Origin of the sequence: Variovorax sp. TBS-050B, from assembly GCF_029893635.1 — a bacterium.
Classification (GTDB): Bacteria; Pseudomonadota; Gammaproteobacteria; order Burkholderiales; family Burkholderiaceae_C; genus Variovorax.
This window is the reverse complement of sequence record NZ_JARXYR010000001.1, coordinates 588358-600856: the sequence shown is the minus strand read 5'-3', so window position 1 is coordinate 600856 and position 12499 is coordinate 588358. Positions and strand designations below refer to the sequence as shown.

The window sequence follows — 12499 nt, the reverse complement described above, 5'->3', positions numbered from 1 at the left end:
ACCCGCAAACGCCTCGAAGCCCTGACCGCCGGACTCTCGATTCCCGAGCCTCCGGCCGCCGCGAGCCCGGCCCCCTCGCAGGCGCCCGGCATCGCGCCGGCGACGCCCGTTCCGCCGGCACTGCCCGCTGCGGCCGCGGCGGAGACCCGGTTCCCGCCGGCCCAGACCGGCCAGTTCGCGCCACGCACCGGCCCCGGCCAGATGCTCGCATTCCGCGGCCAGATGCAGGCGGTCGAGGGCGAACTCGCCACGCTGCGCGAACGGCTGCGCCAGTACGACGGATCGACGCCGACGCGCAAGCTGGACCCGAAGACGATCCGCGTCTCGCGCTGGGCCAACCGCCATCCGGCCGCCTTCGAGAACGCCGATTTCGCCGGGCTCAAGGCCGACATCGAGCAGGCCGGCGGCAACGTCCAGCCGATCCTGGTGCGCGCGCTGCCGGACGAGCCGGATCGCTACGAGCTGGTGTTCGGCCACCGGCGCCACCGCGCCTGCCTCGAACTCGGCATCCCCGTGCTCGCGGCGATCTGGGTCGACGAACTCGGCGACGCCGAGCTGTTCGCCGCCATGGACCGTGAGAACCGCGAGCGCGCCGACCTGTCGCCCTACGAGCAGGGCGTGATGTACCAGCGCGCGCTCGAGGAGCAGCTGTTCCCGACGCAGCGGCAGATGGCCGAGAAGCTCGGCGTCAGCCACACCTGGGTGCGCAAGGCGCTGATCGTCGCGCAACTCCCGTCGGCGGTGGTCGAATGCTTCCGCAGCCCGCTCGAGATCCAGTACCGCCACGCCGAGCAGCTCAACGCGGCGCTCGACAAGGACCGCCGCAGCGTGCTGAAAAGGGCCGAAAAGGTCAGGGGCCAGAAGCTGCTGCCGGCGGTGGTGGTGGCCCGGCTGCTCGGCACCGAGCCCGGCGCCAAGCCGCAGAAGATCGCGATCCAGAGCGAGGGGCGGACCCTGGGTTCGTGCGTGCGCGCGACCGACGGCACCGTGACGCTGACACTGCTGCCCAGTGTTGCGGGCGAGCCGCCGTCGGACGCATTGATGAAGTCGCTGGCGCAGGCGCTGCAGAAGGTGCAACTGCTCGGCTGAGCACGCGGCCCTGCGGTAAATGTGAGTGCCGTTGGGATTTGCCGGCGCTCGTGAAAGCCGCCGCCGAGACCTGCGGCGCGGGCGCCTCACGCGGGATCTGTACCGCAGCGCTCGCGCCCGGTTCACGGTCACGCTACGCCGTTGGCGGCGGGAGGCGATCGAAGGGGGATCGTCGCACCGTCCGTCCAAGCGCGCAGGACCAACGAACTTCAACGCCGGCAACGACTTGGATGACATAGCCCAACGACTACCTTCAGACCCGCATGCAAGCGGCTGCGCGGCCCGAGCACGCCAGTTTGGCGGAGGGGGAAAGTCGAATGCGGACAACAACTTAGCTAAATTCCTGGCTGCTGCTTCTTGAATCCACGCCATAAATCATCCAGAATTCGCATTGATGATTATGCGATTGCACAATGTCGCAAATGAATGGGCAGGGGGCCCCCGATGCCGGGTTCCGCGCCGATAGCATCCATCCGCCGCCCCTATTGCATGCAGAGATGACCTTGAATCGGACCCCCCACCCGCGCGACCTGCCGGGAATCGACCGGTGCACCGCAGCGCCCGCCATGCCCGCCGGGAACAGCCCGCGCGTGGAGCATCCATGAGCCGTGCGCCGATACCGAGCGCCGACGAGCTGGCGAGCCTGGAGGACGCCGAGCTCGAGCAGCTGGCCGTGGCATGGCGGGGCCGCGCCTCGCGCGGCGACCGTGACGCCTATGGCGTCGCCCATGCCCTGGAGGTGGAGCTGCGCCAGCGCATCCGCGCGAGCAACCTGCAGCAGCTGCCGCCCGAAGCGCCGGCCGCGCCGCGGCCCTGGTGGAAGTTCTGGCAGCGGCCAGGCAGCGAACCGACGTCCGCCACGTGAAGAAGCCGCCGCCGCGCAAGCTCCATCGCGGCCACTTCGCGTTCATGCGGGCGCTGGCCCAGGGCGTCGACGAGCGCGCAAGCTGGGAGCGCTACCTGCGTCTCGAGGGCGAGCATGTGGACCTGCGCACCGTGCGGCGCACCATCGCCTGGATCCGTGATGCCTTCGCCGCCGCGGCGCGGCGCGAGCACAAGCCCGGCACCGCGCGGCTGATCCTGCTCGACCCCGAACGTTTCAGCGCCGCGCCGGCGCTGCCGAGCCTGGCCGAGTTCGCCGCGGCGCGCGGGCTCGAGGACTTCTCCGAAGCGGAGCAGGTCGAGGCCTATCAGGCCGCCTACCCGCAGGCGCGCGCAGGGCAGGGCGGCGCGAGCGCGCAGCCCTCGCGTCGGGCGCGCGTGATCGCGCGCCAACTCGAGGCGCTGCGCTGGCTCGAGAACCTCGTCGCGCAGAACCCCCGGCCCGGCGACAGCGTGGCCGCGTGGCTGCATCCGGCACTGGCGGAACGGCTCGAGCGCGCGGGCATTGCGACACTCGAAGCGCTCGTCGAGCGCATCAACGCACGCGGCGCACGCTGGTGGGTGCAGGTGCCCGGCGTGGGGGAGCGCAAGGCGGCTCGGATTCTGGACTGGCTGCATGCCAACGAGCAGGTGCTCGGCCTCCGGGTCGGTCCGCACGCGGTGCAGCCGCGCGCACAGGCGAGCGCCGAGGTGCTGGCGGCGGTGGTGCCGGCCGCGACCGCCCTGGTGCCCTACGAGAAGTTCGTGCTGCCGGCCGGGCTCGACGGCCGCGCGGGCTGCTTCCGCGCACCCACTGCGGCGTGCCGCCTGCGCGCGGCCAACGATCACGAGGCGATCGGCGCCTGGCTCGCCGCGAAAGGGAAGGGCGCGGGCACGGCCGTGCTCTCGGCCACGCAGCGTTCCTACCGCCGGGAGGCGGAGCGGCTGCTGCTGTGGGCGGTGCTCGAGCGCGGCAAGGCGCTGTCCTCGCTCACGCCGGAGGACGCGTTCGCCTACCGCGCCTTTCTTGCCAATCCGCCGCCCGCCTGGTGCGGACCCCGGCACCACCAGCGTTGGTCCTCCGGCTGGCGGCCGCTCGAAGGTGCGCTCACGCCGGTGGCGCTGCGCCAGTCGCTGGTCATCCTGCGCAGCCTGTTCGAGTTCCTGGTGAGCCACGGCTATGCCCTCGCCAACCCGTTCGCGCAGGTGGCACTGCCGGCGCAACGCCCGGTGCCGCTCGGTGCGCGCCGCATGCTGAGCATCGCGCAATGGGACCGCGTCGACGACATGCTGAGCCGCCATGCGGACACCCAGCCGGGACGCCGCCTGCGCCGCGCGATGCGCTGGCTCTATGCCACCGGCCTGCGGCTGGCAGAGGTCACGGCCCTGCGCTGTGGCGACCTGGCGCGGGTGGACGCTGCGGGCCACGGCGCCGAGGCGGGGTCGCGCTGGCAGCTGGCGGTGGCCGGCAAGGGTGCGCGCCGCCGCCAGGTCCCGGTGCCGGCCGAACTGGTCGAGGAACTCGGGGCGGAACTGGCGCGCCACGGCCTCGACCGGGAGGTGGACGCGGCCAGCAACCGCGAAATTCCGGTGCTCGCGCGCTTCGATGCCGAGCTGCGCCCCCTGTCCTGGTCGGCCTCGGGGCTTTATCAAGCCATCAAGGCTTTCCTTGCAAGGGCTGCCGAGGGCCTGGAAGAGTCGGAGGCGCAGCAGTTGAGGAAGGCCAGCACGCACTGGCTGCGCCATTCATGCGGCGCCCACGCCCTGCAGGGTCGCGACGGGCAGCCCGCGCTGCCGTTGAAGGTCGTGCAGGCGCAGCTCGGCCATGCGTTTGCTGGCACGACCTCGATGTACCTGCGTGCCGGCGCCGGCCCTGCGGAGCAGCCGCCCGGTCAGGGCGCGAGCTCGGGCGAGCGCGGTGAGCATGTTCGCGGGTAGATTCGCGTGAATGCGACGAACGGACACGGTCATATGGCGTTGCGAGCATCGGACATTGTTCCCATCAGCGAAGCGCGCGCCCGCCTTGCGGAACTGGCCGAGGACGTTGTCGGCAGCGGCTGCGAAAAGGTGCTGACCAAGAACGGGGCAAGCTACGTGGCGTTGGTCGATGCGCGACGGCTTGATTACTACCATGCGCTTGCCGCGGAGCACGCCAACCTCGTGCTGGCCGCGGACGCCCTCGTCGGCCTGCAGCAGGCCTCGGCGGGGCAGTTCGTGTCCGATGAGGCGTTGGACCGGGCACTCGGCGTCGCACCGCCGTCGTGAGCATTCCCGTCAACGCGCAAGTTCGAGCGGTTCGAGACATCCTGGCGTGCCTGCAAACTGCACGCGGCTTCATGGAGGAACAGGCCCGGCGCGCTTCGAGAAGCTGCAGATGGAAGTGATGAGAGCGCGGACACTTCTCTCCTTTGCGCCCGCAGGCGCCGGCCCGCCCGATCCCTTGAAGCCAGATGGGGTTGAGGACCATTGCCGCCCGTCTGAACCCTGGACCACCGGATACCGTTTCTCAGTAGGGGCTGGCCGTGGGCCGCACGATGATCTCGCTCGTGTCCACATCGGCCGGCTGCTCGATCGCGAACGCGACGGCGCGCGCGATCGCCTCGGGCGCGATGGCGATCCGACGGAAGTCGCGCATCACCTCGCGCGCGCCGGCGTCGGAGATGCTCTCGGCGAGTTCCGATTCGGTCACCCCGGGCGAGATCACAGTCACCCGGATGTCGCCGCCGACCTCCTGGCGCAGGCCTTCCGAGATCGCGCGCACCGCGAACTTGGTGGCGCAGTAGACCGCGGCCGTGGGCGACACCGTGTGCGCGCCGATGGAGGCGATGTTGACGAACTGCCCGCTCTTCTGCGCGCGCATGCGCGGCAGGCCCGCGGCGATGCCGTGCAGCACGCCGCGGATGTTCACGTCGATCATGCGGTCCCACTCGTCGACCTTGGCTTCCTCGAGCGCGGACAGCGGCATCACGCCCGCGTTGTTGACCACGACGTCGATGCGGCCGAACTCCCGCTGGGCGAAGGCGATGAAGGCCTCGACGTCCTCGCGGCGCGTCACGTCGAGCGCGCGGATGCGTGCCTGGCCGCCGGCGCGCTCGATGTCGGCCGCGATGGCCTCGAGCTTCGCCGTGCGGCGCGCGCCCAGCACGACCCGCGCGCCGCGCGCGGCCAGCAGGCGCGCGGTGGCTTCGCCGATGCCGCTCGAGGCGCCGGTGATGGCGACGACTTTGGCTTGGATTCCGGACATGAGAAATCTCCTGAAGGTGTGGGTGGGAAATGAGGTTCCTCTCGTGCTCGAAAGGATGGCTTCAGTCTAGGAACGCAGCGCGGGAACCGCTTGGCGTTTCCTCGCGCATGCTTGCCTGTTCCTCGCGAGCCCGGCCCGCGCCCGGCGCCTACCAGGGCTGCGTCGTCGGAAGGACGAAGACCTCCGCGACGTTGACATGCGCCGGCGCCTGGAGCGCGAACAGAATCGTGTCGGCGATGTCCTCGGCCTTGAGGAAGGTCATCTGGTCCTTGAGCTGCTCCATCTGTTCGCGGTACTTGGCATCGCTGATGTGCTCGAACAGTTCCGACTCGACCGCACCGGGCTGGATGCAGGTCACGCGGATGTTGTGCCGCGGTGCGACCTCCAGTCGCAGGCCCTCCGAGAAGGCGGTCACCGCATGTTTGCTCGCGCAATAGACCGACAGGCCCGGGAACACCTTGCGGCCCGCGATCGACGAGGTGTTGACGATGTGGCCGCCGCCCTGCTTCTTCATGTACGGCAGCACCGCCGCCGTGGTGTTCATCAGGCCCTTCACGTTGACGTCCATCATGCGGTGCCATTCGTCGGTCTTCAGGCTCTCGAGGTCCGAGATCGGCATCAGGCCCGCGTTGTTGAAGGCGATGTCGATCGCGCCGAAGGCCTGCGCCAGCGCGGCCACGCCGGCCGAGACGGCCGCGGGGTCGGTGACGTCCATCGCGATCGGGAGCGCCTCGCCGCCCGCGGCGCGGATCTCGGCCGCGAGCGCTTCGAGACGGTCCGTGCGCCGCGCGGCCAGGCCCACCTTGACGCCGCGGGCGGCCAGCCTGCGTGCCGTGGCGGCGCCGATGCCGCTCGATGCGCCCGAGACGAGTGCGACTTTTCCTTGGAGTTCCATGACAGTTCCTTTCTTCCATTGGTTGGTCGGGATGCGTGCCCCGACACCGTGTCGAAGGCACGGATGAATGGTCGCGGCGGGGCGCCTTCGGCGCGCTCGCCGGCTTGCGCAAGCTGTCGGGCTTTTGCGGTGGAAGAGGGCTCAGGCCCCTGCGCGGTACGCGCTCGGCGCGACGCCGACCTCGCGCCGGAACACCTGCGCGAAGTGGCTCGGGCTTGCATAGCCCACGTCGAGGCCGATCTCGATCACCGGCCTGTCGGTCTCGCGCAGCAGCCGGCGCGCCCGGTCGATGCGCAGGCGGATGAAATAGCGCGAGGGCGAGAAACCCGTGCTCTTCTTGAAGGCCCGGCAGAAGTGGAACTCGCTGAGCCCTGCCGCGCGCGCCAGCGGTGCGAGGCGGAACTCGCCGTCGAGGCGCTGCTCGAGCAGCGCGAGCACGCGGTGCAGCTTGAACGCCGGCAATCCGCCGCGCGGCGCCTGCGAATGCGCGCCCGCGTCGGCATGGGCGCGCACGAGGTGCACCGCCAGGGCCTGCGCGAGCGCCTGGACCATCAGCGCACTCGGCCGCGCCCCACTCACGAGTTCGCTGCGGATGCGGTCGAGGAACATGGACAGCGCCGGGTCGCTCGCGCCGGAGATCTCGCGCAGCGCCACCCCCGACGCCTCGCCGCCCTGCAGGTCGCGCTGCGCGCGCTTCATCAGGTCCAGCCCGAGGTAGACATGCATCACCTGGAACGGCTCGGCGCCCTCGGTGCGCCATTTGAGCTCGCAGGGCCGCGGCGAGTGGGTCAGGAAGAAGTCGCCGGCGCGCACGCGGTTTGCCACCCATGCGCCGCCGAGCTCGCGCTCCTCCACCACCGCGCTGCCCGAGAGCACCCAGACGATCAGCGGTTCGGGCACGGCCGGGATGATCAGGCTCTCCTGCACCGCGCGCCGGCGGAAGATCTGAACCAGCAGGTCCTTCCACGGCCGGCCCCTGCTGCTAGCGAGCAGTTCCCCGGGCACGCGCTCGTCGAGTGCCTCGGCGGTGGATCGTTCGTGCAGTGGGGTCATTCGCGTCGTGTGTGGATCGTGCGCCGGGCCTCAGCGGGTGGCGCTATATTTTGCGAGATCAACCATCGCGAAGGACGATAGATGCTCGACGGCGTTTCCATGGACCAGCTGCGGACCTTCATCGCGGCGGCCGACGAGGGCAGCTTCTCCGCGGCGGGCCGCAGGCTGCGCCGCGCGCAGTCGGTAGTGAGCCAGACGCTGGCCAACCTCGAAGGCCAGCTCGGCGTGCTGCTGTTCGACCGCAGTGCGCGCTACCCGCGCCTCACCGAAGAAGGCGCCGCGCTGCTCGCCGAGGCCCGGCTCGTGGTCAACGGCATGGACGGTTTCAAGGCGCGGGCGCGCACCATCTCCGAAGGGCTGGAGCCGGAGCTCTCGGTGGTGGTCGACGTGATGTACCCCATGGATTCGCTGACCGTGAGCGTGGGCCTGTTCCGCGCGGCTTTCCCGCACACGCCGGTCCGGCTCTACGTGGAGGCGCTCGGCGCGGTCCTCCAGCCCGTGCTGCAGAAGAGCTGCCGCATCGGCATCGTCGGATCGATGCCGCTGGTGCCGGAGCAGGTGGACGCCGAGAAGCTGACCGACGTGCCGATGGTCACCGTCACCGCGGCCTCCCATCCGCTCGCGGCCGCGAAGCGCGTCATCCGGATGCGCGAACTCGAGTCGCATGTGCAGCTGGTCCTGACCGACCGCACCTCGCTGACCAGCGGCAAGAACTTCGGCGTGTTCTCGCCATCGATCTGGCGGCTCGCCGACCTCGGTGCGAAGCATGCGTTCCTGCGCGCGGGCTTCGGCTGGGGCCACATGCCGCTCGCGATGGTGCAGGGCGACCTCGACGCTGGCACGCTGGTGCGGCTCCGGCTCGAGGCCTTCCAGCCGGCAACGCCGCCGATCGCGATGTTCGCCGTCTACCGCAAGGACGCGCCGCCCGGCCCCGCGGGCCGCTGGTTCCTGGACCAGCTCAAGCAGGCGGCCGCGCCGCGCTAGCGAGACACGCTGCACGGGGTGCTACGGCACGAGGATGGCCGCGTCGGTGCGGCGCCGCGCCGCGATGTCCGCGTGGGCGCGCGCGGCGTCCGACAGCGCATAGCGCGTGACCGCGAGCGTGCCCAGCGTGCCCGCGCGCAGCGCCGCGAAGACCGCGCCGGTCGCCTCCTCGCGCGCCGCGCCTTCGAGGTGCTGCGCCATCGGGCCGCCGCGCACCGTCACGCCGCGCGCGGCGAGCGTGGCAGCATCGATCTGCGGCGCGCCCGACGCCGCCCCGATGTTGACGATCGTGCCGCCGTCGCGCACCGCCTCGACCGAAGCCGCGAAGGTCGCCGCGCCGACGAATTCGTAGACCACGTCGACGCCCCGCGGCGCGATCGCGCGGACCTGTGCCGCGAGCGCGGGGTCGCTCGAGACCAGCGCATGGTCGACGTCGGCCGCAAGGGCCTCGCGCTTGTCCGCGCCCGCGGTGCCGATCACCGTGGCGCCGAGCGCGCTGGCCCAGCGCGCGACCAAGCGGCCCACGCTGCTCGAGGCGCCCTGCACCAGGACGACCTCGCCGGCCGCGAGCCTGTGAAAGCCGTGCAGCGCCGTCCACGCGGTCAGGCCCTTGGTCAGCACCGCGGCGGCCTGCTCGGCCGACACGTCGTCGGGCAGGCGGACGAGCTGCGCGGCATCGATCAGCCGCTCCGCGGCATAGCTCCCGGGCGCGAGGAAGTAGGCCACCCGGTCGCCTACCGCGAAGCCTTGCACGCCCTCGCCGACCGCATCGACGATGCCCGCGGCCTCGACGCCGGCCACCGCGGGCAGCGGCACCGGATAGATGCCGCGGCGGAAGATCGTGTCGACGAAGTTGACGCCGATCGCCTGCTGCCGCACGCGGACTTGGCCCGGCCCCGGCGCGCCGACGCGCTGGTCCTCGACGGCGAGGACTTCGGGTCCGCCGTAGCTATGAAAACGGATGACTGTGCTCATGATGTGCCTTGCTTGCCTTGGGATTGGATGTACCTGGTTTCAGATCACGGCCAGCAGGCCGCCGTCCACCAGCAGGGCGCTGCCGGTGACATAGCTGGAGAGATCGGAGCCGAGCCATGCGACCGCGTCGCCGATCTCGGAAGGCTGCCCCAGCCGGCGCAGCGGCGTGCGCTGGCGGAAGCCTTCGGCGGCCTCCGCAATGCCCGGGCTGGTGCGCAGAAGATGGGTGTCGATCGTTCCGGGCGCCACCGCGTTGACGCGGATGCCGTCCGGGCCCAGCGCGCCGGCCATGGCCTTGGCCATCAGGACGACGCCGCCCTTGCTGGTCGAATAGGCCACCGTCATCCCGGCGCCCGCGATGCCGCCCATGCTGGCCATCAGCACGATGCTGCCGGCCTTGCCGCGCGCCTTCATCTGGCGTGCCGCAGCCTGCGCGCTGAAGAGCGTGCCGTCGAGGTTGACGCTCATGAGCCGGCGGTAGTCGTCCTCCGCCACGTCGAAGCCGTCGGCGCGCAGCGTGATGCCCGCATTCGCGACCATCACGTCGGCCCCGCCGAATTCCTCGGCCGCTTCGAGCAGGGCGTCCACGTCCGCGCGGCGGCTCACGTCGGCCGGCCAGAATTTCGCGGGAACGCCGAGCTCGGCGATCTCCTCCAGCGTCGAGCGCCCGCCTTCGCGCGGCTGCGCATTCACGTCGGAGACGAGCACGGCTTTCGCGCCGTGGCGGGCCGCCTGCACCGCGACCGCCTTGCCGATGCCGCTGGCCGCGCCGGTGACCACCACGACCTTGTTCTCGAGAATGTTGGTCTTCATGCCTGCGCTCCTTCGATCCGGGGCCAGGCACCGAGCTGTTGGAGCACCGAGAACAGGTTCGCCACGCCCCAGTGCTCGGTGATCCTGCCGTCCTGCACGCGCATCGCGTCCACGGTCTCGAAGCTGACCGGGCGGCCCGTCGGCGCGACGCCGAGGAAGCTGCCCTGGTGCGTGCCGTGGTAGGTCTTGAAGGTGGTGACCACGTCGCCGTCGGCGCGCTGCCAGTGGATCTCGGCGCGGAAGTCCGGGAACGCCTGGCGCAGCGCGCGGTACAGGCCCAGCGCGCCGGCCTTGTCGGGCGTCCAGCCGGGCTGGGGCGTGTGGTCCAGAAAATCGTCCGAGAAGAGCTGGTCGAACAGCTGCCAGTCGCCGCCTCCCTGGACCCGTTCGGTGTTGCGGCGGACCACGGCCTTCGCCGCTTCGCCGGGATGGATGTCGTTCATGTCGTGCTTTCCTGTGATGTGAAGGTTCAGATCTCGAATCCGCCGATGGTCATGCCGCCGTCGACGACCAGCATCTGGCCCATGACGTAGCTCGCCGCGTCGGAGGCCAGCCACACCGCGGCGGCGGCGATCTCGCCCGGATGGGCGCCGCGCTTGGCGGGGATCGCGTTGGCGGCCAGCGCCGCGAAGGCCGGGTTCTGCGCGCTGGCCGCGGCGACCATCGGCGTCTCGGTCCATCCCGGCGCGAGCGCGTTGACCCGCACCTGGTGCGCGGCGTTCTCCATCGCCGCGACCCGCGTGAGTCCGTGCACCCCGTGCTTGGAGGCCGCATAGGCGCTCATGCCGCCCGGGCCGGTGAGCGCGGCGACCGAGGCGGTGTTGACGATGGCGCCGCCGCCGCTTTGCCGCAGCAGCGGCAACTGGTGCTTCATGCCCAGGAACACGCTGCGCAGGTTGATGGCGATCACGCGGTCGAAGTCCGCCGTCGGATAGTCCTCGATGCGGTGCGCCTGCCCGGTGATGCCGGCGTTGTTGAACGCCACGTGCAGTGCGCCGGCCTCGCGGCCGATCTGCGCCACCGCGCCGGCCACGTCCTGCTCGTTGCCGACGTCGAGCGGCAGCGCGCGCGCCTTGCCGCCCAGCTCGGCGATCAGGTCCACGGTCTCGGCGAGCCCGTGCTCGTTCAGGTCCGCGGCATAGACCAGCGCGCCGCGCGCGGCGAAGGCCCGGGCGGCCTCGCGCCCGATGCCCGAGGCAGCGCCGGTCACCAGCACCACCTTGTGGTTGAAGTCGTTGGCTGTCATGGGTCCTCCGCGGCGCCCGGGCCTCAGTTCGCCGGCGCGAAGAGGCGCGCGGCGGTGCGGGCGACGAGCTCGCCCTGGTGGCGCGCGCCCGCGAGGTCGATCTCCGTCGGCTGGCGGCTGCCGTCGCCGCCGGCCACCGTGGTCGCGCCGTAGGGCGCGCCGCCGACGATCTCCGAGACGCTCATCTGGCCCTGGTGGCTGTAGGGCAGGCCCACGATCGTCATGCCGAAGTGCAGCAGGTTGGTGATGATCGAGAACAGGGTGGTCTCCTGGCCGCCGTGCTGCGTCGCGCTCGCGGTGAAGGCCGCGCCCACCTTGCCGTTGAGCGCGCCGCGCGCCCACAGGCCACCGGCCTGGTCCAGGAAGGCCGCCATCTGCGAGGACATGCGCCCGAAGCGCGTGCCGGTGCCGACGACGATCGCGTCGTAGTGCTCCAGATCGGCGACGCTCGCGACGGGCGCGGCCTGGTCGAGCTTGAAGTGCGCGTTCTTCGCGATCGCCTCGGGGACGGTCTCGGGAACGCGCTTGATGTCCACCTGCGCGCCGCCGGCGCGCGCGCCTTCGGCGATGGCCTCGGCCAGCTTTTCGATGTGGCCGTAGGAGGAGTAGTAGAGAACGAGTACCTTGGTCATGGGAATCTCCGGGTTGGGCAGCTCGGCGAGCTGCATGGCCTGAAGATTAGGGACCGGCGACCCATCGAGGAAGCCTGTTTGTTTCGATGGAAGGTATCGTCCGAACAGATGGAGCGGACGGCGTGCCGCTCAGCGCTCGCGGTAGAGCACCATGCCGGCGTGGTACAGCACGCCGTCGCGGAACTCGCCGTCGGCGGTGAAGCCGGTGTCGTCCCAGTAGTCGATGTGGTCGCCCGTGACGACGTAGCGGCCCTGGTAGGCGCTGCGGCGGCGACCGCGCGCCTCGTCGTAGCGGCCGTTCGGCAGCAGCTCGTGGCGGATGTGGCCGTCGCGCGTGACCCACATGCCGACGTAGGGATGCGGTTGCGCGGCCTCCGGTTGCGCGGCGGCGCCGAGCGCGAGGCCGGCGAGCGGCGCGGTGGCAAGGGCGGAACGGATGAGAAGTCGGCGGTCCATGGGCACTCCTGGTGGCGGGTTTGTCCTCGCAGGGCCCGCCGGGGTGGCGGCGCCGTTGCGCTGCGAAAGCGCAGTCTAGGAATGCCCGCCCCGCACGGCTGGCCCGATCCGACGCCGTTCTTGCCTGAAATTCCAGAGCGCCGCGGCAGGGCAGGGCAGCGTCCGCCACCGCGACTCGCGGACGTGATCTACCATCCGGGGCCGGCGCCGCGACGCGCGCCGCAGCGCTTCCCCGCCACTGCCTGGAAACC

The 12499-nt window shown here is 71.1% G+C and carries 14 protein-coding genes; 5 read left to right on the top strand and 9 right to left on the bottom strand.

Annotated features, from left to right (window positions below):
* The 4 genes from M2165_RS02805 to M2165_RS02790 form a co-directional block, all read left to right on the top strand.
* On the top strand, positions 1-1089 hold a 1089-nt coding region (locus M2165_RS02805), incomplete at its 5' end, for a ParB/RepB/Spo0J family partition protein (RefSeq protein ID WP_280813141.1).
* 601 nt (positions 1090-1690) lie between these two features.
* Entirely contained in the window at positions 1691-1954 is a 264-nt protein-coding gene (locus M2165_RS02800; RefSeq protein WP_280813140.1) for a hypothetical protein, read from the top strand.
* Complete coding sequence (locus tag M2165_RS02795) at positions 1951-3888, top strand: phage integrase family protein (RefSeq protein ID WP_280813139.1); 1938 nt, start codon at positions 1951-1953, stop codon at positions 3886-3888. The genes M2165_RS02800 and M2165_RS02795 overlap by 4 nt, the downstream gene beginning before the upstream one ends.
* Positions 3889-3894: 6 nt before the next feature.
* On the top strand, positions 3895-4215 hold the full coding sequence (locus tag M2165_RS02790) for a type II toxin-antitoxin system Phd/YefM family antitoxin (protein ID WP_280813138.1): 321 nt from the start codon (positions 3895-3897) through the stop codon (positions 4213-4215).
* Positions 4216-4456: 241 nt separating this feature from the next.
* On the opposite strand, the gene M2165_RS02785 is transcribed toward M2165_RS02790, so the two are convergent.
* From M2165_RS02785 to M2165_RS02775, 3 genes are all read right to left on the bottom strand, one after another.
* Complete coding sequence (locus tag M2165_RS02785) at positions 4457-5194, bottom strand: SDR family oxidoreductase (RefSeq protein WP_280813137.1); 738 nt, start codon at positions 5192-5194, stop codon at positions 4457-4459.
* 148 nt (positions 5195-5342) lie between these two features.
* Positions 5343-6089, bottom strand: a complete 747-nt coding sequence (locus M2165_RS02780) for an SDR family oxidoreductase (protein WP_280813136.1) — start codon at positions 6087-6089, stop codon at positions 5343-5345.
* Between the two features lie 141 nt (positions 6090-6230).
* A complete protein-coding gene (locus tag M2165_RS02775) occupies positions 6231-7142 on the bottom strand; it encodes an AraC family transcriptional regulator (protein WP_280813135.1) in 912 nt (303 codons plus the stop codon).
* Between the two features lie 81 nt (positions 7143-7223).
* Here M2165_RS02775 and M2165_RS02770 point away from each other — a divergent pair, with 81 nt between their 5' ends.
* Positions 7224-8126: a LysR family transcriptional regulator gene (locus tag M2165_RS02770; protein ID WP_280813134.1), complete on the top strand. Its 903-nt coding sequence runs from the start codon at positions 7224-7226 to the stop codon at positions 8124-8126.
* 21 nt (positions 8127-8147) lie between these two features.
* Here M2165_RS02770 and M2165_RS02765 read toward each other — a convergent pair whose 3' ends face one another.
* The 6 genes from M2165_RS02765 to M2165_RS02740 form a co-directional block, all read right to left on the bottom strand.
* On the bottom strand, positions 8148-9101 hold the full coding sequence (locus M2165_RS02765) for a zinc-binding dehydrogenase (protein ID WP_280813133.1): 954 nt from the start codon (positions 9099-9101) through the stop codon (positions 8148-8150).
* 39 nt (positions 9102-9140) lie between these two features.
* Positions 9141-9914 carry an SDR family oxidoreductase gene (locus M2165_RS02760; protein ID WP_280813132.1) on the bottom strand — a complete coding sequence of 258 codons (774 nt, stop codon included), beginning with the start codon at positions 9912-9914 and terminating at the stop codon, positions 9141-9143.
* Positions 9911-10357, bottom strand: a complete 447-nt coding sequence (locus M2165_RS02755) for an ester cyclase (protein WP_280813131.1) — start codon at positions 10355-10357, stop codon at positions 9911-9913. The genes M2165_RS02760 and M2165_RS02755 overlap by 4 nt, the downstream gene beginning before the upstream one ends.
* 26 nt (positions 10358-10383) lie before the next feature.
* On the bottom strand, positions 10384-11160 hold the full coding sequence (locus M2165_RS02750) for an SDR family NAD(P)-dependent oxidoreductase (protein ID WP_280813130.1): 777 nt from the start codon (positions 11158-11160) through the stop codon (positions 10384-10386).
* A 23-nt stretch (positions 11161-11183) separates the two neighbouring features.
* A complete protein-coding gene (wrbA, locus tag M2165_RS02745; protein WP_280813129.1) occupies positions 11184-11792 on the bottom strand; it encodes an NAD(P)H:quinone oxidoreductase in 609 nt (202 codons plus the stop codon).
* 129 nt (positions 11793-11921) lie between these two features.
* Positions 11922-12248: an Atu4866 domain-containing protein gene (locus M2165_RS02740; protein ID WP_280813128.1), complete on the bottom strand. Its 327-nt coding sequence runs from the start codon at positions 12246-12248 to the stop codon at positions 11922-11924.
* Positions 12249-12499 lie beyond the last annotated feature (251 nt).